General features: G+C 43.3%; 16 protein-coding genes. 6 read left to right on the top strand and 10 right to left on the bottom strand.

The annotated features are described in order from the left end of the window. The first annotated feature begins 17 nt into the window (after nt 1–17). Entirely contained in the window at nt 18–914 is an 897-nt protein-coding gene (yddG, locus tag KDJ85_RS05465; protein WP_225818794.1) for an aromatic amino acid DMT transporter YddG, read from the top strand. 48 nt (nt 915–962) lie between these two features. Here yddG and yidA read toward each other — a convergent pair whose 3' ends face one another. Both yidA and KDJ85_RS05455 read right to left on the bottom strand, forming a co-directional pair. Next, a complete protein-coding gene (gene yidA / locus KDJ85_RS05460; RefSeq protein WP_225818793.1) occupies nt 963–1,775 on the bottom strand; it encodes a sugar-phosphatase in 813 nt (270 codons plus the stop codon). 226 nt (nt 1,776–2,001) lie between these two features. Beyond that, nucleotides 2,002–2,385 carry a helix-turn-helix domain-containing protein gene (locus KDJ85_RS05455; RefSeq protein ID WP_206086481.1) on the bottom strand — a complete coding sequence of 128 codons (384 nt, stop codon included), beginning with the start codon at nt 2,383–2,385 and terminating at the stop codon, nt 2,002–2,004. A gap of 346 nt (nt 2,386–2,731) precedes the next feature. Between KDJ85_RS05455 and mgrB the strand changes: the two genes are divergently transcribed. Both mgrB and KDJ85_RS05445 read left to right on the top strand, forming a co-directional pair. Next, nucleotides 2,732–2,866 (top strand): PhoP/PhoQ regulatory lipoprotein MgrB, encoded by a 135-nt coding sequence (gene mgrB, locus KDJ85_RS05450; protein ID WP_432652755.1) that lies wholly within the window; start codon nt 2,732–2,734, stop codon nt 2,864–2,866. Between the two features lie 232 nt (nt 2,867–3,098). Next, nucleotides 3,099–4,472 carry an amino acid permease gene (locus KDJ85_RS05445; RefSeq protein ID WP_225818792.1) on the top strand — a complete coding sequence of 458 codons (1,374 nt, stop codon included), beginning with the start codon at nt 3,099–3,101 and terminating at the stop codon, nt 4,470–4,472. A 62-nt stretch (nt 4,473–4,534) separates the two neighbouring features. On the opposite strand, the gene pagP is transcribed toward KDJ85_RS05445, so the two are convergent. Beyond that, nucleotides 4,535–5,110, bottom strand: a complete 576-nt coding sequence (gene pagP / locus KDJ85_RS05440) for a lipid IV(A) palmitoyltransferase PagP (RefSeq protein WP_225818791.1) — start codon at nt 5,108–5,110, stop codon at nt 4,535–4,537. A 573-nt stretch (nt 5,111–5,683) separates the two neighbouring features. Between pagP and KDJ85_RS05435 the strand changes: the two genes are divergently transcribed. From KDJ85_RS05435 to thiD, 3 genes are all read left to right on the top strand, one after another. Beyond that, nucleotides 5,684–7,240 (top strand): YjjI family glycine radical enzyme, encoded by a 1,557-nt coding sequence (locus KDJ85_RS05435; RefSeq protein WP_225818790.1) that lies wholly within the window; start codon nt 5,684–5,686, stop codon nt 7,238–7,240. Next, a complete protein-coding gene (locus tag KDJ85_RS05430; RefSeq protein ID WP_225818789.1) occupies nt 7,212–8,078 on the top strand; it encodes a YjjW family glycine radical enzyme activase in 867 nt (288 codons plus the stop codon). Before KDJ85_RS05435 ends, KDJ85_RS05430 begins: the two co-directional genes overlap by 29 nt. A 183-nt stretch (nt 8,079–8,261) precedes the next feature. Continuing rightward, entirely contained in the window at nt 8,262–9,059 is a 798-nt protein-coding gene (thiD, locus tag KDJ85_RS05425; RefSeq protein ID WP_225818788.1) for a bifunctional hydroxymethylpyrimidine kinase/phosphomethylpyrimidine kinase, read from the top strand. A 49-nt stretch (nt 9,060–9,108) separates the two neighbouring features. Here thiD and yegS read toward each other — a convergent pair whose 3' ends face one another. The 7 genes from yegS to KDJ85_RS05390 form a co-directional block, all read right to left on the bottom strand. After that, nucleotides 9,109–10,008, bottom strand: a complete 900-nt coding sequence (gene yegS, locus KDJ85_RS05420) for a lipid kinase YegS (RefSeq protein WP_225818787.1) — start codon at nt 10,006–10,008, stop codon at nt 9,109–9,111. 439 nt (nt 10,009–10,447) lie between these two features. Continuing rightward, the gene (gene trhP, locus KDJ85_RS05415; protein ID WP_225818786.1) at nt 10,448–11,833 is read right to left on the bottom strand and encodes a prephenate-dependent tRNA uridine(34) hydroxylase TrhP; all 1,386 of its coding nucleotides are present in this window, start codon (nt 11,831–11,833) and stop codon (nt 10,448–10,450) included. A 126-nt stretch (nt 11,834–11,959) separates the two neighbouring features. After that, a complete protein-coding gene (gene baeR, locus KDJ85_RS05410) occupies nt 11,960–12,655 on the bottom strand; it encodes an envelope stress response regulator BaeR (RefSeq protein ID WP_225818785.1) in 696 nt (231 codons plus the stop codon). 2 nt (nt 12,656–12,657) lie between these two features. Then, nucleotides 12,658–14,046: an envelope stress sensor histidine kinase BaeS gene (gene baeS / locus KDJ85_RS05405; protein ID WP_225818784.1), complete on the bottom strand. Its 1,389-nt coding sequence runs from the start codon at nt 14,044–14,046 to the stop codon at nt 12,658–12,660. Next, the gene (gene mdtC / locus KDJ85_RS05400) at nt 14,036–17,137 is read right to left on the bottom strand and encodes a multidrug efflux RND transporter permease subunit MdtC (RefSeq protein WP_225818783.1); all 3,102 of its coding nucleotides are present in this window, start codon (nt 17,135–17,137) and stop codon (nt 14,036–14,038) included. The genes baeS and mdtC overlap by 11 nt, the downstream gene beginning before the upstream one ends. Continuing rightward, nucleotides 17,137–20,259 carry an MdtB/MuxB family multidrug efflux RND transporter permease subunit gene (locus KDJ85_RS05395; RefSeq protein ID WP_225818782.1) on the bottom strand — a complete coding sequence of 1,041 codons (3,123 nt, stop codon included), beginning with the start codon at nt 20,257–20,259 and terminating at the stop codon, nt 17,137–17,139. Before KDJ85_RS05395 ends, mdtC begins: the two co-directional genes overlap by 1 nt. After that, nucleotides 20,259–21,509 (bottom strand): MdtA/MuxA family multidrug efflux RND transporter periplasmic adaptor subunit, encoded by a 1,251-nt coding sequence (locus KDJ85_RS05390; protein ID WP_225818781.1) that lies wholly within the window; start codon nt 21,507–21,509, stop codon nt 20,259–20,261. The genes KDJ85_RS05395 and KDJ85_RS05390 overlap by 1 nt, the downstream gene beginning before the upstream one ends. Between the last annotated feature and the right edge of the window lie 21 nt (nt 21,510–21,530).

Below are 21,530 nucleotides of genomic sequence, written 5' to 3'. Positions count from 1 at the left end.
AACTGGCAGAGAAAATCATGAAATTAGGTCAATACGCAGCGACACTGTATGGGGTTATTTCTATCCTATTGTGGAGCACCATGGTTGGGCTGATCCGTAGTGTTAGTGAAAACTTCGGCCCTGTCGGTGGCGCAGCATTAGTGTATACCATTGGCTCGATTGTTTTAGTTTTAGCAATGGGTCTTCCAAAGATAAAGCAATACCCTAAACGTTATTTATTTTGGGGAACATTACTGTTTGTTAGCTATGAAATATGTTTTGTACTAGCACTGGGTTTAGCCAATAACCGTCAGCAAGCGATTGAGCTAGGAATGGTGAATTATCTATGGCCAAGTTTTACTATCGCTTTAGCCGTTTTTTTTAATCGCCAGCGTTTTACCGTATTACTTGCTATAGGGTTAATTCTTGCGTTTATGGGGCTTGTCTGGGTTATTTCTGGCGATCAGCCACTTTCCACTGAGTCTATTTTAACCAATATTCAAAGTAACCCACTCTGTTATTTCCTAGCCTTTATTGGCGCGATCTTCTGGTCATTTTATAGCAATGTGACGAAACGTATTTCAGGTGGGCACAATGGAATGGTGTTATTTTTTATTATGACGGCGATAGGGCTGTGGATCCTCTATTTATTTAGCGCACCAAGTGAATTTAATCTTACAACAAATAGCCTGACGCTTCTTCTTATCGCTGCTATTGCGACAGGTGGTGCGAATGCATTGTGGACTTTCGCTGTTATCAAAGGCAATGTGGCCTTTTTGGGCACACTTTCATATTTCACCCCCGTTATTTCAACAGCGTTTGCATCCATTTTATTGAGTACTGCATTAACACTCGGTTTTTGGCAAGGGGTATTAATGGTAACAATTGGTTCAATTATTTGTTTTCTTGCGACCCGGCAAAAACAGGTTAAATAGAGGAAAAAACAGCTCAAGATGTGAGCTGTTTTCTGTTTAATTTAGAGATTACACATTAATAAATTTATTTATGGCGATTGCCACACCATCTTCTTCATTGGTCGTGGTGACAAATTTTGCCATTCTCCGTATGGACTCAACCGCATTTTCCATCGCGACAGAAACGCTGGCATATTGCAGCATTTGAATATCATTATTTTGATCGCCAATACTCATGACTTTATCGGGTGTAAGGCCTAATTTTTCACAAATAATCTGAAGTGCGGCACCTTTATTCGCTGCTTTATTCGATACTTCAAGAAAATAAGGACTGGTTCTCGTTAATGCATAATTGTCGAAGACATTCTCAGGAATGTAGCTAATACCCGTTTCTAAGGTTTCAGGATGGTCAATCATCATAAACTTCGTGAAAGCAAGGGATGTGTCCATTTCATTGACAGGACAATATACCAATGGGGTATTAGTGAGATAGGCGTCCATCACAGTATAGTGGCTAATATGACGATTAGCAGTGAACATAGTATTGTCCGCAAGGGCATGCATGTGAATACCTACATTTCTGGTAAGTTCTTCAAAATACTGGAAATCATCAAAATCTAGCGGCACTTCCACTAAATGGCTGCCATCGCTAGCTTGATGGATAACACTGCCATTATTACTTATGCAATAGTTATTAGCGGTATTTAAGCCTAACTCTTTAAGGTAAGGGGCGATCCCTGAATAAGGGCGTCCTGATGCAAGCACAACATAAACCCCTTTTTGACTGGCTTGTATGACGGCTTCTTTAACTGCTGGGGAGATTTGGTGTTGGGGATTGAGTAATGTGCCATCTAAATCAATAGCAACCAGTTTGATAGACATCCACTGCCTCCTGAAGTTAATACATTACCACTGTACCTTACTCTAATTATTTGGAATGTAAATTATCTAAGTGGGTATAAATTAAGTCATGGAGACGCAAAATCGTCCTTGAACAGTGCATAATTTCAGCAACTGTTCAAAGTATTAAACTGAATGATTGGTTGAAATGACAATGTGTTAGAACATTAATTAGTAAATTCAAAGAATTAATGTGATTAACACATGTTCACTCATACTCTCGGGTTAAGTGCAGTGGTTGTTTTACATCGAGTTGAATTTGGTCATTTTGCCTAAAATCAAAGGGGGTAATGCCATACTCTTTACGGAACATATAAGTAAAGTGAGATTGGGAACCAAAACCAAAATCGAGAGCGATATCGAAGATAGATTGGCTACTATTACGTAATAAATTAACAGCCCCGGCTAAACGGCGCTGGCGAATGTATTTTCCTAAGGAAATCCCTGTGACTTCTTTGAATATTTTTTGCATATGCCAAAGTGAGTAGCCAGAGTAGGCTGCGAGCTCTTCTAGATGTATGACTCGACCTAAATGTTCTTCTATCCATTTACTCAACGCATAGACAAGTGCTAAGTGGTTATCTTGTGGCATCTCAAATGATTTCTTGTTTTACGGTAGTAGAAGTATACACAACTTCATTTCCCCATGACAAAGGCTGGTTGTGCGATATTCAGCAATTTTTGAATAAAAAAAGCACAAACAGAATAAGTTAACAAAGGATAGCGCTTAAAATAAGCATAATTATTGTAAAGATGTGCCAATTGCTTATTTTCCTCAAATTTCAAGTAATGAATTGGCGTACTATTCGTTATTCGAAAATTTACCCGCAATACAGACAAAATGCACAGTCATAAAATGATAGTGCATAAGTATTGTAATCATTTGAAAAATAAAAATCATCTTTGTTATTTTGAAGGAATGCCCAGTGTTCAGCCGTATCATTGTTATCACCGTGAGTGTCTTGTTAGTTTGCTTGTTTCTTTACTTACTTGCTATGGATAACGTGTGCGATCAAGGTGGAGATAACTTTATTGTTGGAATTTGTCGTGTAACCGACTTGTTACCATTTTGAATTTGCTTTTTAATGCACAATACTTGATATTGAAGCGCGATAATAATTATTCAGTATCGTTGCGTAACGGATGAATAAATATAGGCAATAAATCAAAAATATCTTTAGGTATTTTAAATGCAAAAAACAGCATCATAAGAATGTGGTTTTAATAAGAAAATTCAAATAAACTTGTCCGATTATTATAATTTTGGACGATAAAAAGCAAGTAATAGGACAAAAGGGTAAAGTTATGGCGCAAGAGCAGCAAATGCTAAAACGGGGATTGAAAAATAGGCATATCCAGTTGATTGCATTGGGGGGAGCTGTTGGTACAGGCTTATTCCTTGGGATTGCAACAACCATACAAATGGCAGGGCCATCTGTTCTTTTAGGTTATGCGTTGTGTGGCGTTATCGCCTTTCTTATTATGCGCCAACTGGGTGAGATGATTGTTCAAGAACCTGTTGCAGGTTCTTTTAGTCATTTTGCCTTTAAATATTGGGGTGGTTTTGCGGGTTTTTTATCTGGCTGGAACTACTGGTTTATGTTTATTCTTGTCGGCATGACGGAGTTAACTGCGGCAGGAAAATATATGCAACATTGGTGGCCTGAGCTACCAATTTGGGTATCAGCAGTGATATTTTTTATCGCCGTTAATGCGGTAAACTTGATTAATGTTCGTTCTTATGGTGAAACGGAATTCTGGTTTGCATTAATCAAAGTTATCGCTGTTGTTGCGATGATAATCTTTGGCTGTTATCTCCTGTTAAGCGGTCATGGTGGGCCACAAGCTAAAGTGAGTAATTTGTGGGAATATGGCGGCTTCTTTGCGAAAGATTTTCATGGCCTCCTGATGGCACTTGCCATTATCATGTTTTCGTTTGGTGGTTTAGAGCTGGTGGGGATCACGGCGGCAGAAGCGGAAGACCCTGAAAAAAGCATTCCAAAAGCCATCAACCAAGTTGTTTACCGCATCCTGATTTTCTATATCGGTTCACTTGCTGTGCTGTTGGCGCTTTACCCATGGGTTGACCTTGATGGGAAAACGAGTCCATTCGTCTTAATTTTCCATGAATTAGGTGACTTACTGGTTGCGAACACCTTAAACTTTGTCATCTTGGTTGCGGCGCTTTCTGTGTATAACAGCGGTGCTTACGCGACAAGCCGCATGCTATTTGGTTTGGCTGAACAAAATAATGCCCCAAAATTCTTATCTAAAGTGAATAAAGGTGGCGTTCCTATTATGGCACTGTTGGTTTCAGGTATTGCAACGTCAGGTGGGATACTGATTAGTTTTGTGATGGAAGGAAAGGCATTCGAATTATTAATGTCTTTAGTTGTCACCACGTTGGTATTGAATTGGATTATGATTTGCTTCTCAAACTTGAAATTCAGAGCGGCGATGAATAAACAAGGTGTAGCAACGAAGTTTAAAAGTATTTGGTATCCGTTTGGTAACTACTTATGCTTAGCATTCTTGGTGTTAATCTTAGGTATTATTCTCACCATGGATGGGTTACGCGTTTCTGTTCTAATGATCCCAGTGTGGATTGGCGTACTTTGGATTGGTTATCAATTCTCAGGCGCAAAAAAACAAGAGCTTGCGAAACGCCAGCGAAGCTAGAATTAAAAGCGTAAAAAGGCCAGTAGATAAAAATCTCTGGCCTTTTTTGTATCACAAGGTCTTTACCACTGCCAACGCAGCCATGCAAACAAGACGTTTCCGTTATTGTAGGTTCCAGGAATATATGTCGCTTGAAGTGAAAGCCTGTCATATTCCACTGAAACTAAAGGAAGCGGTGCAGGGATTGGAATGTAATACATGTCCTTGCGCGCCGTGACACTTAGCGTGAAACCTGCTCCCATTCGAAAACCATCAAGGTCGCCAGGGATCCACATTTTTTGGTAGGCGTAGCCACCAATTGGCTCCCAGTCGTTATGTGAATCTTTAAAGGCCATTGCATAAATAGCGTGCCAGTCATTATCTTCATCATAACGGTATTTACCAAAACCAATTCCCCAAGGGCGTTCGTTGTATTCATCTGTTTTCTTCTTGTCATACATTGCACGGTTGTGCCATGTGACCGCAGGAACATACAGTTCATACTTATCGGAATCCCAAGTGGAACTGACATTTCCTTTGAAGGTATCCCAAAGGTTGGTTGATTGGTCTTGTGCCAGTGCAGGTGTTGACATGCAGACGGAAGCACCCATTAATATTGAGGCACCGATGACCCATTGTCTTTTTTTATAAACTCTCATTGAAGATCCAGTTTTTTATCGCTGATATAAATGATAATTAGCTCGCTAATGATTGTTAGATTAGCATTTTTATAATAATTATGAGCTGAATTATTTTAATTAAGATACACAAAAGATGACAGTATTTATTCAATTGTTAAGAAAAAATAATTAAGTGAGGCTATCTTAACAAGGTTATACAAGTAAAATTATTCATGAAGCATATATTAGCCTAAATTCATATTATTTCAGTGTATAGCTTTCCTAAAAAGTGTTAATGGAAGGCTTGAGCATTATTTTGAGGGAGAGGTCAGTTTCTAGACTTCAAGTACATCATGGTTCGATAAGAAATGACGATTACTACACGTATTACTTGTTACTAATAGGTTGTAATTTCAAAATATTTTTGGTTTTTACAGTATTGTTATTAATAATGTTGACGCCGTAGACATTTATGAGAAAAAGCGTGCAAACAATTCAAAAAAGTATGACGGGAGTCAAACCAAGAAAGCGAACAATGGGATGAAATGCGTCTATAGGCGGCATATTGACTGCCCAAGGTGTGTACAGCACCTAGACATATAAGGAACTCCTATGATGAAGCGCCAAGAACCTTTAACCGATTATCAAGCCAAATGTTTGGCCATCGCCACGGATAAATTATTATCACCTAGACAAAAAGCCAACTTTTTAGCCATTGAGGCGGAAAGTAATATCCCCTATCTTTCAATGAGCGAGCCCTTAACTGAAGCGCTAAATGAGCGCGTTATTTGCGACATGTATGAAGGGAATGCGCCTTATAAGCCTCGTTATGTTTTACCTGATTATGTGAAGTTTCTTAAACAGGGCTCCAGCTATTTAGAATTAGCCCCAGCAGAAGACTTTGACGATGCGCTTAATCATTTGATGATTATTTATAACCATGTGCCTTCTGTCACTGGATTCCCCGTTTTTCTTGGGTATCTTGATAAAATTTTAATGCCTTATGTGGGGGAGTTGACGGAAGAACAACTTTATCCGAAGTTAAAACGTTTTTGGGTCATGTTAGATCGCACGTTACCTGATGCATTTATGCACGCGAACATTGGGCCTGATGACAACATTATTTGTCGTCTTATTCTGCGTATTGATGCGGAATTAAAGCAGGTCGCGCCAAATTTAACGTTTGTTTATCACCCGCAAAGAACCCCTGAATCGCTTTTTTTACAAGCCATTAAGAACATTTGTGAATGCAGTAAACCGCATATTGCCAATGACCTTGTGCATAGTGCAGCATTCGATGAGCAAGGCTATGGTATTGTCAGTTGCTATAACTCTTTGCCTGTTGCTGGTGGGGGGAGCACATTGGTGCGTATCAACCTACGTGAAGTAGCTTTACGCAGCCAAAACTCCGATGATTTCTTACAAAATCAACTGAAAAAATATTGTGATTTACAAATGGAGCTCATTGAAACGCGCAGTGCGTTTTTATTTGAAGAGTCTAACTTCTTCCAAACTAGCTTCCTTGTGCACGAAGGATTGATTGAGCCACAGCGTTTTGCGCCGATGTTTGGTATTTTTGGTTTAGCTGAAGCCGTCAATTTGTTAATGGAAAAAGATGGGCTAAAAGGCCAATATGAGCCAAATTCACCTGCGTTGCCATTATCTTATCAAATCAGTGAACAACTTGCTGATTATGTTGAGGTGACCCCCGTTAAATATGGTTATAAACAGCGGGCGATGTTGCATGCTCAATCTGGGATCAGCTCAGATATTGGCACCACGCCAGGAGCGCGATTGCCTTATGGGGAAGAACCCGACCCCGTTTCACATATTCAAGCCGTCGCGCCGCATCATAAATACTACCTATCTGGGATCAGCGACATCTTAACGATCGATGAAACTATCAAGCAAAATCCACAAGCACTCTTGCAGTTGTGTAAAGGGGCATTTAGCTGTGGGATGCGTGAGTTTACGGCAAATGTGGCTAGCAATGATTTAGTACGCGTTACGGGGTATATGGTACGTTTGTCCGATATTGAAAAATTCAAAGCAGAAGGGTCGAGAAGTAATACTACATGGTTAGGTGAAGAAGCGACAAAAAATTGCAAAATTACGGCAAGGCAACAACGAGTGATTAGCCATGAGCAATCGATGCGCTACACTGAATAAAATCATTCCCTTCTCGTGTGTTGATGGGCCAGGTAATCGGCAAGTTATTTTCTTGCAAGGTTGCAATTTGCGTTGCCTAAATTGCCATAACCCATACACCATGGCGTTGTGTGACGACTGTGGGGACTGTGTCGCTACCTGTCCCCATGGTGGTCTATCCATGGTGGATGGTAAAGTCATTTGGGACAATCTAGCTTGCCAGCTTTGTGATACGTGCCTGCAAACCTGTACAAAAAACTCAAGCCCAATGACAACACCATTGAGCGTGAGCGAGGCCATTAGCAGCTTGAATAAAAATGTGATGTTTTTAAATGGCGTCACGATCAGTGGTGGGGAAGCGACAACTCAGCTTCCCTTTATTATTGATTTGTTTAAAGCCATTAAAGCATCACCATTACTAAATCATTTAACCTGTTTCATTGATACCAACGGTCATCTTGCAAAAGCGGGGTGGGCGCGGGTGATAGATTACACCGATGGGGTGATGGTGGATTTAAAAGCCTGGAATGATGAATGTGCATTACGATTAACAGGGAAAGATAATCAGCGCGTTTTTGAAACAATTCAATTATTAGCAAATGCAGGAAAATTATACGAATTGCGCTTATTGTATATTCCGCAGCAAACGGACTATCAAGAACACATCGATGCGTTGGCGGAATTCCTCAACACATTGCCATTAACAACACGAATAAAAATTAACGCATTTCAGCAGCACGGTGTTAAAAATGAAGCGGCAAATTGGCTCGCAGCCACTCAAACTGAAGTGGAGACGTTTGCGGCTCAGTTGCACGCGCGCGGTGTTGAAAATATTCATTTACCGAATGTTTATTTATAAGACAAGCTGACCATTCTGATACAAAAATATGGTTTTAATTCACTAACTCATTAAATTTCAGTCAGTAACCGCTGGCATTTGTTAAATGTTATGAGACAATTAACGCGGTTTTATTGTTTGTTATAAACCATATCTTATATCGATGATATTGACGTATTTTCTAATTAGAAAGGGGAGTCACTCATGCGTATTAATGCGTTAACCATTGCTGGAACAGACCCATCAGGTGGTGCAGGTGTCCAAGCGGATTTAAAAACGTTCTCGGCACTTGGGGCTTATGGAACCAGCGTGATGACAGCATTAGTGGCGCAAAATACGCGTGGCGTACAGTCTGTTCAGGATTTACCTGCACAATTTGTTGCTGCGCAGCTTGACTCTGTTCTCAGTGATGTGCGCATCGATACGGCTAAAATTGGTATGTTATTTAATCAAGCCAATGTGGAGGTTGTCTCGAACGCATTGAAACAATATCTCATTCCGTTTGTGGTGTTAGATACCGTGATGGTTGCAAAAAGTGGTGATCCCTTACTGCTGCCAGAGGCGGTTGATGCTCTGAGCCAGCAATTATTACCATTAGTCTCATTAATTACCCCAAATTTACCCGAAGCGGCGGCATTATTAGATGAAAAAGTGGCGCAAACAGAAGGTGAAATGTTGGCACAAGGCTATAAGCTCCTTGAGAAGGGCTGCCAAGCTGTTCTGATGAAGGGGGGGCACCTAACAGATACACAAAGCCCTGACTGGCTAATTACCCCACAAGGGGAGTGGCGCTTTACTTCTGTACGTATTAACACGAAAAATACACACGGTACAGGGTGTACGTTGTCTGCGGCATTAGCGGCATTGCGTCCACGCCATCTTGATTGGCAGTCGACAGTGAGTGAGGCAAAAGCCTATCTGCAAGCTGCGCTAGAACAAGCTGATAGCTTGGAAGTGGGGCAAGGGATTGGGCCTGTTCATCATTTCCATGCATGGTGGTAACAAAACGAATATCAGGAAACGCAAGTCAGGTTTCCTGATATGAAACAGTTTAGACTAACAAGTGGCATTGTGGTGGTAGCCTGCATTGTATGGCATTTGTTTGAACATGAAAGGTGAAGGAATCCCCTGATAACGGTTCTCCATCTAGGTTTAATACCATCGTGTGAGGGGAAGAAATTTTTACCCAAGCTAAGCTCTTTTCAATTAAATGCTCATTTTTATCCGTTGAAAATAAATTGCTTAATAAAGCGGGTAGTACGTCTCTTGAAGGGACTATCAATAAATCAAGTTTGCCATCATTGATGAGTGCATGAGGGGTAAGTTGTTGGCCTCCACCTGCCTGTTTTCCATTGCCAATTGCGATAACCAGAGTTTCACCTTCCCAAGTAAAATTGTCTGATTCAATACGGCAGATATCTGTTTTTAGGGTATCTGGGCGTAAAAGGCCATTTATCACATAAGCCGCACCACCAAGTGCGGATTTAAGTGCTTCTGGCGTTTCTGTAGTAATCCTTGTGCCAAAACCTCCCGTTGCCATATTAATAAAAAAGTATTTTTCATTGACCTGAGCAATATCAATGGAAACAGCTTTGCCCTTCACTGCGAGGGAGAGTGCAGATTCAATATCTAAGGGAATATTTGCACTCGTTGCAAAATCATTTGCGGTGCCCATAGGGAGAATGCCTAAAGTAGGGCGCTTTTCAGCAGGAAATTGCATGAGTGTACTTGCAACTGCATTGATTGTGCCATCTCCTCCAGCGGCAATCACAGTGGCAATATTATTCGCTATGGCATCGGCAATAAAATCATGAGTGTCTTGTATTTCCCATGGGATCCGCACTGTTATTAAATAATTTTCTTGGCGCAAATGGGCGATGGCTTTACGCAGATCAGGGTTATTTGATTGCTTGCCGTTAAGGATAATCATAGCTGACTGATATTTAATCATAAATACTCATCCATAGGGTTTATTATCTAAAATGAGTATAAGGGGATTTCGCTTAAGAAAGGAAATGTTTTATCTTTTTTACAGAAGTGTGGATCAGGAAGAGAAAAGGTTTAGATAAAAGAAATGGCTAGCTCAAGGGAGATTGAGCCAGCCAAGGAGGTGGTTCCTAGTCTTATTTTATGACTTTCTAGTTCTTCGTTTTCGATAGTGACTATACGATATTGAATAACCAATTGATGTGATCTGTTGCATAAAATTGGATATTCAGTGCACTTTTCAAAGAAAATGTCAATAACGAGAATGATTCGCAAATGCGAGATGGCACTTAAAGTGAAATAGGTTTATCAATTGCCGATAAAAAAGCCAAAAATTCAAATAACTAGATTACGAATTCTTGGCTAGATAATCATGTGTTTATATCGAAAATTATTGCTAAGCGTTAGCTTGCAATGGGGTTTTCTGACTGAGTTTGGTGCGGATCGCGCGTTGTTGTTCCTGCAAGGTTGCGGATCAATAAACCAAAGTTGACATCAACGTCTTCAGGAATAGGCAGGTATACTACATGGCCATTACCTGGTGCGACATCAATGGCTTCCCCTTTACGGTTCGTTAATGCATCGAGCATAAACACAATGTTACCTGTAGGTGTCATCATTTCTAAGCTATCGCCCACGCTAAATTTATTTTTTACATCCACTTCCGCAAGGCCATTGACACGCTTACCTGTAAATTCCCCCACAAACTGCTGAGTATCTGACACAGAATAGCCGTATTCGTAAGTTTGGTATGCATCATGGGTATGACGACGTAAAAAACCTTCGGTATAACCACGGTGAGCTAACCCTTCTAAGGTCGATAGCAACGTTGGGTCGAACGGTTTACCTGCGACAGCGTCATCAATCGCACGGCGATAGACCTGTGCAGTACGAGCACAATAATAGAAAGATTTAGTGCGGCCTTCGATTTTCAGTGAGTGAACACCCATTTTAGTTAGGTTTTCAACATGTTCAATTGCACGAAGGTCTTTAGAGTTCATGATGTACGTGCCGTGTTCGTCTTCAAACGCCGTCATATATTCGCCTGGGCGTTTGGCCTCTTCAATCATAAACACTTTATCCGTTGGCGCACCAGCCCCTAATGTTGGGGCGATGTTTTGCACGGGAATGGGCTCATGAACATGAACAATATTGCCCACATCATCTTCTTTACCTTCTTCCACTTTATATTCCCAACGGCATGCATTAGTGCAGGTACCTTGGTTCGGGTCACGTTTATTAATATAACCTGATAGCAGGCAACGGCCTGAATACGCCATACAGAGTGCACCGTGGACGAACACTTCCAATTCCATGTCAGGCACGTGCTGGCGGATTTCTGCAATTTCTTCCAAAGACAACTCGCGGGACAAAATCACTCGAGTTAATCCCATTTGTTTCCAGAATTTTACCGATGCCCAGTTAACCGCATTTGCTTGAACAGATAAGTGAATATCCATGTCAGGAAAGGCTTCGCGCACCATCATAATCAGACCCGGGTCAGACATAATCAGCGCATCAGGGCCCATTTCGATAACCGGTGTTAAGTCACGAATAAAGGTTTTTAACTTGGCATTGTGTGGTGCGATATTGACCACCACATAAAATTTCTTGCCCAGATCATGGGCTTCTTGAATGCCTTTAGCGAGGTTTTCGTGGTTAAACTCATTGTTACGAACGCGTAGGCTATAACGGGGTTGCCCTGCATAAACGGCATCGGCACCATAGGCGAATGCATAGCGCATATTTTTTAATGAACCGGCAGGGGATAAAAGTTCTGGTGTAAACATGGTTTGTCTCTATCTGATATCAAGTCAGCACCATTTCTGTGGAAATGGCGTATTAAGGGCGGTGATTTTAACGCTAATTGCGTTAAAAACCAAATATCCCTTAATAAAAGTACGTCTATTTAGCCTTTAAACATCATCCCAACGATAACCCAGCCCATAAATTGAACGAATAAAGGTTTTTTCGTTATCTAATGATTCTAATTTTCGGCGTAAATTTTTCACGTGGCTGTCGATTGTGCGGTCTGTGACGACACGATGGTCATCGTAGAGAATGTCGAGGAGTTGATCACGGGAGAACACGGTGCCTGCATTATCGGAAAGAAATTTTAGCAACCGAAACTCAGCAGGGGTGAGCTCAAGTAATTTTGTGCCATAGCGTACTTGGAACGCATTTTCGTCAATAATCAATTGCGTTGAATGTTGGGAGTGAGATGGCTCATTGGTAACTTGGCAACGGCGTAAAATGGTTTTAACACGAGCAACCACTTCCCGCGGGCTAAATGGCTTACAAATATAGTCATCAGCACCAATTTCTAGCCCTAATAAGCGGTCGATTTCCTCTGTTTTTGCTGTCACCATCACGATGGGGACATCACTGAATTTGCGTAATTCACGGCAAACCGATAATCCATCTAAGCCAGGCAGCATTAAATCTAATAAAATCAGGTCGGTATGGTTATTTTTCACATAAGGAATGACCTCATCACCACGGCTTAATAAGGTAGGGAGGTAATTCGCTGCTTGCAAGTAATCAAACAAAAGTTGGCCTAACTTGGGCTCATCTTCCACAATCAAAACATGCGCATTGTGATTTTCTGCCATGGCTAAATTCCTTTTTCCTGAAATTGTACCGGTAAAGAGATGGTAATTTTGACACCGCCGAGGGATGAAGGCTCTGCAGTGATAGAACCATTATGCGCTTCAACAATATTATAGCAAATGGCTAACCCTAAACCAGAACCGCCACTGGCGCGGTTACGGGAGCCTTCAGCACGGTAAAATCGCTCGAAAATATGTTGGCATTGCAGTGCACTCAGGCCTGGGGCGCTATCTTGCCAAACAATAGACAGCTGCTGGTGTTGCTCTGTGACATCAATGGCAATTTTCCCGCCTGAATCAGTATAGCGAAGACTATTTTCCATCAAATTATAGAATAATTGGTTAATGCGGTCTGGGTCAGCAAATACAATAGCTTGTTCGCTAAAGTGGCGCGAAACGGTTAATTGTTGGTCTTCAATACGCCAACGAGATTGCCCGATGACCATATCCAATAAGGGAATAATATCAATGGGGTGTTTGCGATAGATCAGTGAACCACGGTCAGAAAGTGATAGCTGATGTAAATCATTCACCAGTTTGATTAGCGTGTGAGTTTCATTGAGTAGGGAATTAATTGTTTCAGGTGTTGCTTGGCGCACGCCATCTTGTACCGCTTCTAACTCACCGCGTAAAACGGATAACGGCGTGCGTAACTCGTGAGAAATATCTGCCATATAATCACGGCGCATTTGCTCATTTTTTTCAAGGGTAGAGGCTAGATGGTTGAAATCTTTCGCTAATTGACCGAGTTCGTCGCGGCCTTCTTCAGGTACACGGGTGGTAAAGTCACCACGTGCTAATTGATTCGTGCCTTCGAGTAACCGTTTGATAGGTTTTAAAAAACTCCGAGCCAGAAAAATAGTGGCTATCAATGCCACAAACAGGGACAGCCCTGCGATCACCCAACTAGTATACAGTTGTTTGCTATCAAAGCGACGGTCAAGCGCGCTACTAATACCGTCTTCATAGCTGGCAACAAGCCAACCAACGGTGTTGCCATCATCGGTGATAATTGGCTCACGGATCACTTTGCTTGGCAGCGGGGTGTCTTTACCAAAAATCAGTCTATCTTGCGTGTCATAAACCCAAAATATGGTTCTCCATCGCTGGCGCATCGGGCCACGATGTTGTTGGTGCTCAACAGAGCGCAAAATGCGGAAAAAAGTCCGCTCATCACCTAATAAAAAGCGCCAATTTCCCGTTTCTTGATATTGCTCCGCAAGGGCAGCAGAGACTTGTTCCACCCGCTGTTGATCATTTTCTTTAATATAATCAATAAAGCCGTGTTGAAAACTCATGCGTACGCCTTGGTGCATGATCACCACAAGCAGCAAGCAGGTGGCGAAGATAGCCAGAAACAAGCGGGTACTCACACTGTTAAACCTAAGCTTCATGGTGTTTCTCCATTTTAAGGCGTGACGCTGCCTTTCTGCTAGCCCAACGTTGCCTCAAGCTATCAAAGCTTAAATAGACCACTGGCGTGGTGAATAGTGTGAGCAGCTGGCTCATGATTAAACCGCCAACGATGGTGATCCCCAGCGGTTGGCGTAATTCTGCACCATCACCACTGCCTAACATTAAGGGCAAAGCACCGAAAATCGCTGCTAATGTGGTCATCAAAATGGGGCGAAAGCGCAATAAACTGGCGCGGAAAATGGCTTCTCGAGCCGTTAAACCCGCAGTTCGTTGGGCTTGAATCGCAAAGTCCACCATGATAATGGCGTTTTTCTTCACGATGCCAATGAGCAACATAATGCCAATTAAGGCGATTAAACTAAATGGCGTATCAAATAATTCCAAGGCTAATAATGCACCGACCCCGGCAGACGGTAGGGTGGACAAAATCGTTAGTGGGTGAATGTAGCTTTCATACAAAATACCGAGCACTAAATAGACGGTGACGATAGCCGCTAAAATTAAAAAAAGCTGTGATTTCAAGGTTTCTTGGAAAACCTGCGCGGTGCCTGCAAAAGTGCCCCGTACAGTAGAAGGCACGCCAAGAGCTGTCATTGTTTTTTCAATTTCCACCATTGCATCATTTAGCGTATAGCCATCCGCGACGTTAAAACCGATCGTGGATGCGGCTGATAACCCTTGGTGATTCACACTTAGTGGCGCATTGGCAGGTTGCCAGCGAGCAAAATAGGAAAGGGGGATTGCTTGCCCTGTTTTGTTAATGACAAACATGTTATCAAGGGCGCTCACATCTTGGGTATATTCAGGCGCGACTTCCATCACCACTTTATATTGGTTCATGGCTTCATAAATTGTCGAAACTTGGCGCTGACCAAAGGCGTTATTGAGCAAACTGTTGGCTTCACGTACATCAATTCCTAATTGTGCCATTAGGTCTCTGTCATAGGTGATGGCCATTTCTGCGCCTTTGTCTTCTTTATCAGAGTTCACATCCGTTAATTGTGGAAGCTCACCTAATGCTTTACGGATGGCGGGCTCCCAATCTCTTAGCGCATTAAGCTCATCAGCAAGCAAAGTAAATTGGTAACTGGCATTTGCCTGGCGACCGCCAACACGGATATCCTGCACTGGCATCATAAACAAGTTTGCCCCTGGCTCGTTGGCAAGCTTGACGCGTAACCGGTTGATAACGGTCGCTGAGTTTTCAGTGCGCTCTCCAAGTGGTTTCAGCGAGATATACATAAAACCACTGTTAACGCGACTGCCGCCGGTAAACCCCGTTACATTATCGATAGCGGGGTCTTCTTTAACCTGTTCCATAAAGCGGGTCATTTTTTCTTTCATTGATTGGAACGAGATACTTTGGTCGGCACGGACAAAGCCCAATACACGGCCTGTATCCTGTTCAGGGAAAAATGCTTTAGGAACAGTAATATATAAATAAACATTAAGCCCAATAGTGGCAAACAAAATCGCTAATACGCTACGGCGGTGGTTTAACACCCAGTTTAGTGCAATGCCATAACGTTCTTGAACCCACAGTAAGATACGGCCAAAGCCACGGTGTTTGGCTTTACTATTTTTTCCCCGCTTTTTAAGTAAATATGCGCACATCATGGGGGTCAGGGTGAGGGAAACAATTAATGAAATCCCAATTGCGGTTGCAAGGGTAATGGCAAACTCACGAAAAAGTCGTCCAACGAGCCCATCCATCAAGAGGAGAGGGATAAACACAGCAACTAAGGAAATACTCATGGAGACGACAGTAAAGCCGACTTCATGCACCCCTTTGACTGCAGCCATAAAGGGCTTCATGCCATTTTCAATATGACGGGAAATGTTCTCCAAAACCACAATCGCATCATCGACCACAAAGCCCGTAGCAACGGTCAACGCCATCAATGATAAGTTGTTAAGACTAAAGCCACATAAATACATGGCAGTAAAAGTCCCAATGAGTGAAACAGGTACGGCAATAGCCGGAATTAAGGTGGCACGTCCAGAACGTAGGAATAGCAGTACCACCAAAATAACCAATGCGACGGCGATTAACAGGGCACGTTCCACTTCTGCAAGGGAGGCACGAATGGTCGGCGTTCTATCTTGTGCGACTTTGAGGTCAATAGCGGCAGGGATCATGTCCCTAAATTCAGGGATTTCAGCCCGTATGCGATTGACGGTTTCAATAATATTGGCACCCGCCTCACGACGGATCACAATCAAGATCGCGGGCTTGCCATCTGCCATTCCAGCAGCACGGACATTTTCAATAGAATCTTTGACATTGGCAACATCACTGAGCTTAACTGCATTGCCTGCCTTGTAGTGCACAATAATTGGGCGGTAATCTGCCGCTTTTTTTAGTTCATCGTTGGTTTGTACCTGATACCGTTTTTCGTCATCGTTAATGTAGCCTTGGGGTTGGCGCACGTTAGCGCTACTGATGGCTGAACGCACGGCATCAAGGGATACGCCTTGGTTGAATAACGCTGTTGGGTTTAATTCCACACGCACTGCGGGAAGTGAGCCACCGCCCACAGAAACTTCACTAACCCCTTCAATTTGTGCAATACGTTGAGCAAGGCGTGTTGAGGCGATATCATAAATTTCCCCTGTTCCAAGGGTTTGCGATGTCATGGTTAAAATCATGATAGGCGCATCAGATGGATTTGATTTGTAGTAACGTGGGCGACTGGGCATACCGCTAGGCAGCAGGGTTTGGGCGGCATTAATGGCCGCTTGGACTTCGCGCGCTGCGTTATTGATATCTTTATCAAGATTAAATTCGAGGGTGATTGTGGTACGCCCCAGTGCGCTGCTTGAAGTCATCTCGCTGATCCCTGCTATGCTGCCTAATGAACGCTCTAAAGGCGTTGCAACAGAAGATGCCATGGTTTCAGGAGATGCACCTGGAAGTGACGCTGTCACGTTAATCACAGGGTAGTCCACTTGGGGAAGCGGCGCAACAGGTAAAAAGAGAAAACTTAATGCGCCGCATAAGGTGATCGCCACGCTAATCAGTGTGGTGGCAACGGGGCGGCTAATAAACAGGGCGAAAAAGCGTTTCATTACGATACCTGCGCCTTATTTATTTGACGGCGTGCTTTTAGGTAATGTGACAAACGGTCAAATAACAAATAAATCACAGGGGTCGTGAATAACGTTAATATCTGGCTCATAATTAAGCCCCCTACCATACAAATCCCCAGCGGTTGGCGCAACTCTGCACCTACACCCGTACTGAGCATTAACGGCAATGCACCTAGCAATGCAGCCATTGTTGTCATCAATATTGGACGAAAACGTAATAAACAAGCTTGATAAATGGCATCATATGGCGACATGCCTTGTTCTCGCTCTGCGGCAAGGGCAAAGTCAATCATCATGATGGCGTTCTTTTTCACGATACCAATCAATAAGATAATCCCTATTACCGCGATCACATCGAGGTCTTTTCCTGCCATCATTAAGGCGAGCAGTGCACCTACGCCCGCCGTGGGTAAGGTGGAAAGAATGGTAATGGGGTGAATAAAGCTTTCATATAAAATACCTAGCACGATGTACATCGCCACAATTGCGGCTGCGATTAACCAAATGGTGCTGCTTAATGCAGCTTCAAAGGCTAACGTCGCGCCTTGAAATTGCGTGGTAATGGATTTTGGCATCGAAATTTGTGATTCCGCGTGTTTAACCGCATTGACTGCGGATTCTAAGGACGCGCCATCGGCCACATTAAATGAGAAGGTCACGGCTGGGAATTGGTCAAGGTGATTAATCGCCAATGGGCCATAACCTTCTTGAATGTTCACTAAGGTGCTGAGTGGCACTATAGCGCCATCGGTACCTTTTAAGCGAATATCGTTCAGGGCATCCATACCATCGCGGGTTTGCGTATCATGCTCTAAAATGACGCGATATTGATTCGATTGGGTATAAATGGTCGAAATCATGCGCTGACCAAAGGCATTGTACAGCGCGTTATCGATGGATGACATGGTAATGCCAAAACGGCTTGCTGTATCACGGTTAACATTCACATAAGCGACTAACCCCTTATTTTGCCAATCACTACTCACATCCGTTAACTCAGGTTGTTGCTCTAACTCACTCATCAACTTAGGCACCCAAGTCGATAACTCATCAAGAGTACTTGCTTGCAAGGTGAATTGATATTGAGTACGAGCCACTTGCGTATCAATGGTTAAATCTTGCATTGGTTGCAGGTATAAATTCACCCCTGCAATGTTATCTGCGGATTGTTGCAGGCGTGCAATAATAGCAACGACGCGATCTTCACGCTCATCAAGGGGTTTTAAGGTAATCTGAAGGCGCGCATTATTCAGTGTTGCGTTTGTGCCATCGACGCCGACGTAGGTGGTGACGTTGTCAACGGCAGGGTCGGCGAGGAGCTTGTCCGCGACTTCTTGCTGCTTTTGCGCCATTGCAGAAAACGAAATGGATTGTCGACTTTCAATAGAGCCTTGAATAATGCCGCTGTCTTGTAATGGGAAGAAGCCTTTTGGGATCCACATATACAACAAGACGGTGAGTACCATAGTACCGAGCGCAACGGACAGCGTGAGCCATTGATGGTTTAAAATTCGCTTTAGCCAAATGGCATAACCTGCCACCATGCGGTCAAAGAATCGCTCGCATGCTAACTCAAAACGGTTATGTTTGTGCTGCGATTCTGGCTTTAATAACCGTGCGCACATCATTGGAGTGAGCGTGAGGGACACCACCGCTGAAATCAAAATGGCAACAGCAAGGGTAATGGCAAATTCACGGAATAAGCGACCAACAATATCCCCCATAAATAATAGCGGAATTAACACTGCAACAAGAGAGAAAGTTAGGGAGATGATGGTAAAACCGATTTCCCCTGCACCTTTTAATGCCGCAACCAGCGGTTTATCTCCTTGTTCTAAATAACGGGAGATATTTTCGATCACCACAATAGCATCGTCCACGACAAAGCCTGTAGCGATGGTGAGTGCCATCAACGTTAGGTTATTGACAGAGAATCCGCAAAAATACATCACTGCAAAGGTGCCAACTAGGGAAAGTGGCACTGCGATGCCTGGAATTAATGTGGCAATCCCGTTGCGTAAAAAGAGATAAATGACCATGACAACCAGCGCGATAGCCAACATCAACTCAAATTGCACATCATTGACTGAAGCGCGGATGGTGCTGGTTCTGTCCGTTAAAATATCGACATTAACGGATTTAGGGAGGCTCTCAATAAGTTCAGGCAATAATGTACGGATAGTATCCGTGGTTTCAATAACGTTCGCACCAGGTTGGCGCTGAACGTTAATCACGATCGCTTGTTCGTTGTTTGCCCATGCCCCTAGATACGCATTTTCAGCACCTTCTTTGATGGTTGCAATGTCGCCAAGGCGAACAGGTGCACCATTTTGGAATGCCACAATTAATTTGCGGTAATCATCAAGGGATTTCATTTGGTCGTTGGCGGAAAGGGTCACCGCGCGAGTTGGGCCATCAAAACTCCCTTTAGCAGAATTGACGTTGGCATTATTAATCGCGACACGAATGGTTTCGCTGTCCAGCCCTTTGGCTGCCATCGCTTGCGGGTTAAGGTTCACCCGCACAGCAGGGCGTTGACCGCCAGCGAGTGTCACTAAACCCACACCATTAACTTGGGAAATTTTTTGTGCGATCCGCGTTTCAATAATATCTTGTACTTGTGTCAACGGCATGGCATCGGATGTCACTGCTAACGTTAAAACAGGCGGGTCTGCAGGGTTCACTTTGTTATAAATGGGTGGATAAGGTAAATCAGATGGCAGTAGACTGCTGGCGGAATTAATCGCGGCTTGGACTTCTTGTTCAGCAACCTCTAACGGCAATGAAAGCTGGAACATCAAGGTGATCACAGAGGCGCCACCTGAGCTCTGGGATGACATCTGTTTTAAGCCCGACATCTGCCCGAATTGGGTTTCCAGGGGGGCGGTAACTGCGGAGGTCATGACATCAGGACTTGCGCCAGGATACAGCGTCACGACTTGAATGGTTGGGTAATCGACCTCAGGTAAAGCGGAAACGGGTAAGAAGCGATAGCCAATAATCCCTGCCAGTAATATAGCCACCATGAATAAGGTTGTCGCAACAGGGCGCAAGATGAATAGGCGAGATGGGCCGCCACCTTTTAGCATTTCAGGCCGCATTACGCTTTCTCCGCGCTAGATGGTTTGCTTTTGCGAGGTTCTTTATCTTTTTTGGCTAGGCTTTCAGGGGTAACGACTTCAACTGTTGTACCATCGGTGAGCTTATCTACACCGTCTGTAATCACTTTTGTGTTGGCGGCTAAACCACTTTCAATCACGACCTGTTGGCTATCTTGCATTCCTACAGTGACGGTATGCTTGCTCACTTTGTTATCTTCACTGAGAATCCAGACATAATGGCCTTCATTACCCATTTGTAAGGCTGCGGTGGGGATAACTACGGCATCTTGCAGGGTTTCGACCTGCATTTTCACATTCACAAATTGGTTCGGGAACAATTTTTGTTCCTCATTGGTGAAGCGTGCTTTAATTTTCAATGTGCCTGTTGCCGCATCAATTTGGTTATCGGTACTGAGCAGCTCGCCACGGGCAATCAGGGCAATGTTATTACGATCCCAAGCTTCAATCAGGACATTTTTACTGCTTGCTTGGGCTTGCTGGATTGCGGGGATATCCCCTTCAGGTAAGGCAAACAACACATCTGCGGGCTGTGTTTGGGTGATCACAACAATTGGTGTTGATGTTCCCGACGAGACAAAATTTCCCACATCGACTTGTTTTAAACCCACACGTCCAGAAATAGGGGCTGTGATTTTGCTGTAAGTTAATTGTAACTTAGCACTGTCGACAGCGGCTTGATCGACTTTAATACTGCCTTGAGCTTGTAATACTAATGCACGTTGGTTATCCAATTCTTGTTGTGAAATGACTTTTGTGCCTGCTAATTTTTGGTAACGGGCTAGATCCAGTTGAGCATTGGCGAGTGTTGCCTTGTCTTTTGCGAGCTGGCCTTCTGCTTGGGCTAATTGCACTTCAAATGGGCGAGGGTCGATTTGTGCGAGCAAATCCCCTGCATTGACGTATTGCCCTTCAGTAAAATAAAGCTTCATCAATTGCCCTTCAACACGGCTGGTTACTGTCACCACATTAGCGGCTTGGACAGTTCCTAAGCCCGATAAAAACCGTGGAACCACTTTTTGTTCAGCGACGGCAAATTGCACCGGTGCTAAAACGCGAGGAGGGCGGCCCATTGCACTGCGTTGTGAATTCGGTTTGGCAATCGCACTTGAGTTAGGCGTATCTGCGGTTTTTTCTTGATTGTAAAAATACCAAGTCGCTCCAGCTGCCACAATGATGGCAACAAAAATAGCAGAGCGAGTAAAAGATTTGCGGCGATTTTGCTTATTCATTTTTGGTCATTCGCTTAACTC

The organism is Providencia vermicola (assembly GCF_020381325.1).
Classification (GTDB): domain Bacteria; phylum Pseudomonadota; class Gammaproteobacteria; order Enterobacterales; family Enterobacteriaceae; genus Providencia; species Providencia vermicola.
The sequence above is the reverse complement of the archived record's forward strand: the minus strand, read 5'-3'. Positions and strand labels throughout refer to the sequence as shown.

What these genes read in the sequence shown, in the direction of transcription:
- yddG (WP_225818794.1), top strand. Translation starts at nt 18, where the DNA reads ATGAAATTAGGTCAATACGCAGCGACACTGTATGGGGTTATTTCTATC.
- yidA (WP_225818793.1), bottom strand. Translation starts at nt 1,775, where the DNA reads ATGTCTATCAAACTGGTTGCTATTGATTTAGATGGCACATTACTCAAT.
- KDJ85_RS05455 (WP_206086481.1), bottom strand. Translation starts at nt 2,385, where the DNA reads ATGCCACAAGATAACCACTTAGCACTTGTCTATGCGTTGAGTAAATGG.
- KDJ85_RS05445 (WP_225818792.1), top strand. Translation starts at nt 3,099, where the DNA reads ATGGCGCAAGAGCAGCAAATGCTAAAACGGGGATTGAAAAATAGGCAT.
- pagP (WP_225818791.1), bottom strand. Translation starts at nt 5,110, where the DNA reads ATGAGAGTTTATAAAAAAAGACAATGGGTCATCGGTGCCTCAATATTA.
- KDJ85_RS05435 (WP_225818790.1), top strand. Translation starts at nt 5,684, where the DNA reads ATGATGAAGCGCCAAGAACCTTTAACCGATTATCAAGCCAAATGTTTG.
- KDJ85_RS05430 (WP_225818789.1), top strand. Translation starts at nt 7,212, where the DNA reads ATGAGCAATCGATGCGCTACACTGAATAAAATCATTCCCTTCTCGTGT.
- thiD (WP_225818788.1), top strand. Translation starts at nt 8,262, where the DNA reads ATGCGTATTAATGCGTTAACCATTGCTGGAACAGACCCATCAGGTGGT.
- yegS (WP_225818787.1), bottom strand. Translation starts at nt 10,008, where the DNA reads ATGATTAAATATCAGTCAGCTATGATTATCCTTAACGGCAAGCAATCA.
- trhP (WP_225818786.1), bottom strand. Translation starts at nt 11,833, where the DNA reads ATGTTTACACCAGAACTTTTATCCCCTGCCGGTTCATTAAAAAATATG.
- baeR (WP_225818785.1), bottom strand. Translation starts at nt 12,655, where the DNA reads ATGGCAGAAAATCACAATGCGCATGTTTTGATTGTGGAAGATGAGCCC.
- baeS (WP_225818784.1), bottom strand. Translation starts at nt 14,046, where the DNA reads ATGAAGCTTAGGTTTAACAGTGTGAGTACCCGCTTGTTTCTGGCTATC.
- mdtC (WP_225818783.1), bottom strand. Translation starts at nt 17,137, where the DNA reads ATGAAACGCTTTTTCGCCCTGTTTATTAGCCGCCCCGTTGCCACCACA.
- KDJ85_RS05395 (WP_225818782.1), bottom strand. Translation starts at nt 20,259, where the DNA reads ATGCGGCCTGAAATGCTAAAAGGTGGCGGCCCATCTCGCCTATTCATC.
- KDJ85_RS05390 (WP_225818781.1), bottom strand. Translation starts at nt 21,509, where the DNA reads ATGAATAAGCAAAATCGCCGCAAATCTTTTACTCGCTCTGCTATTTTT.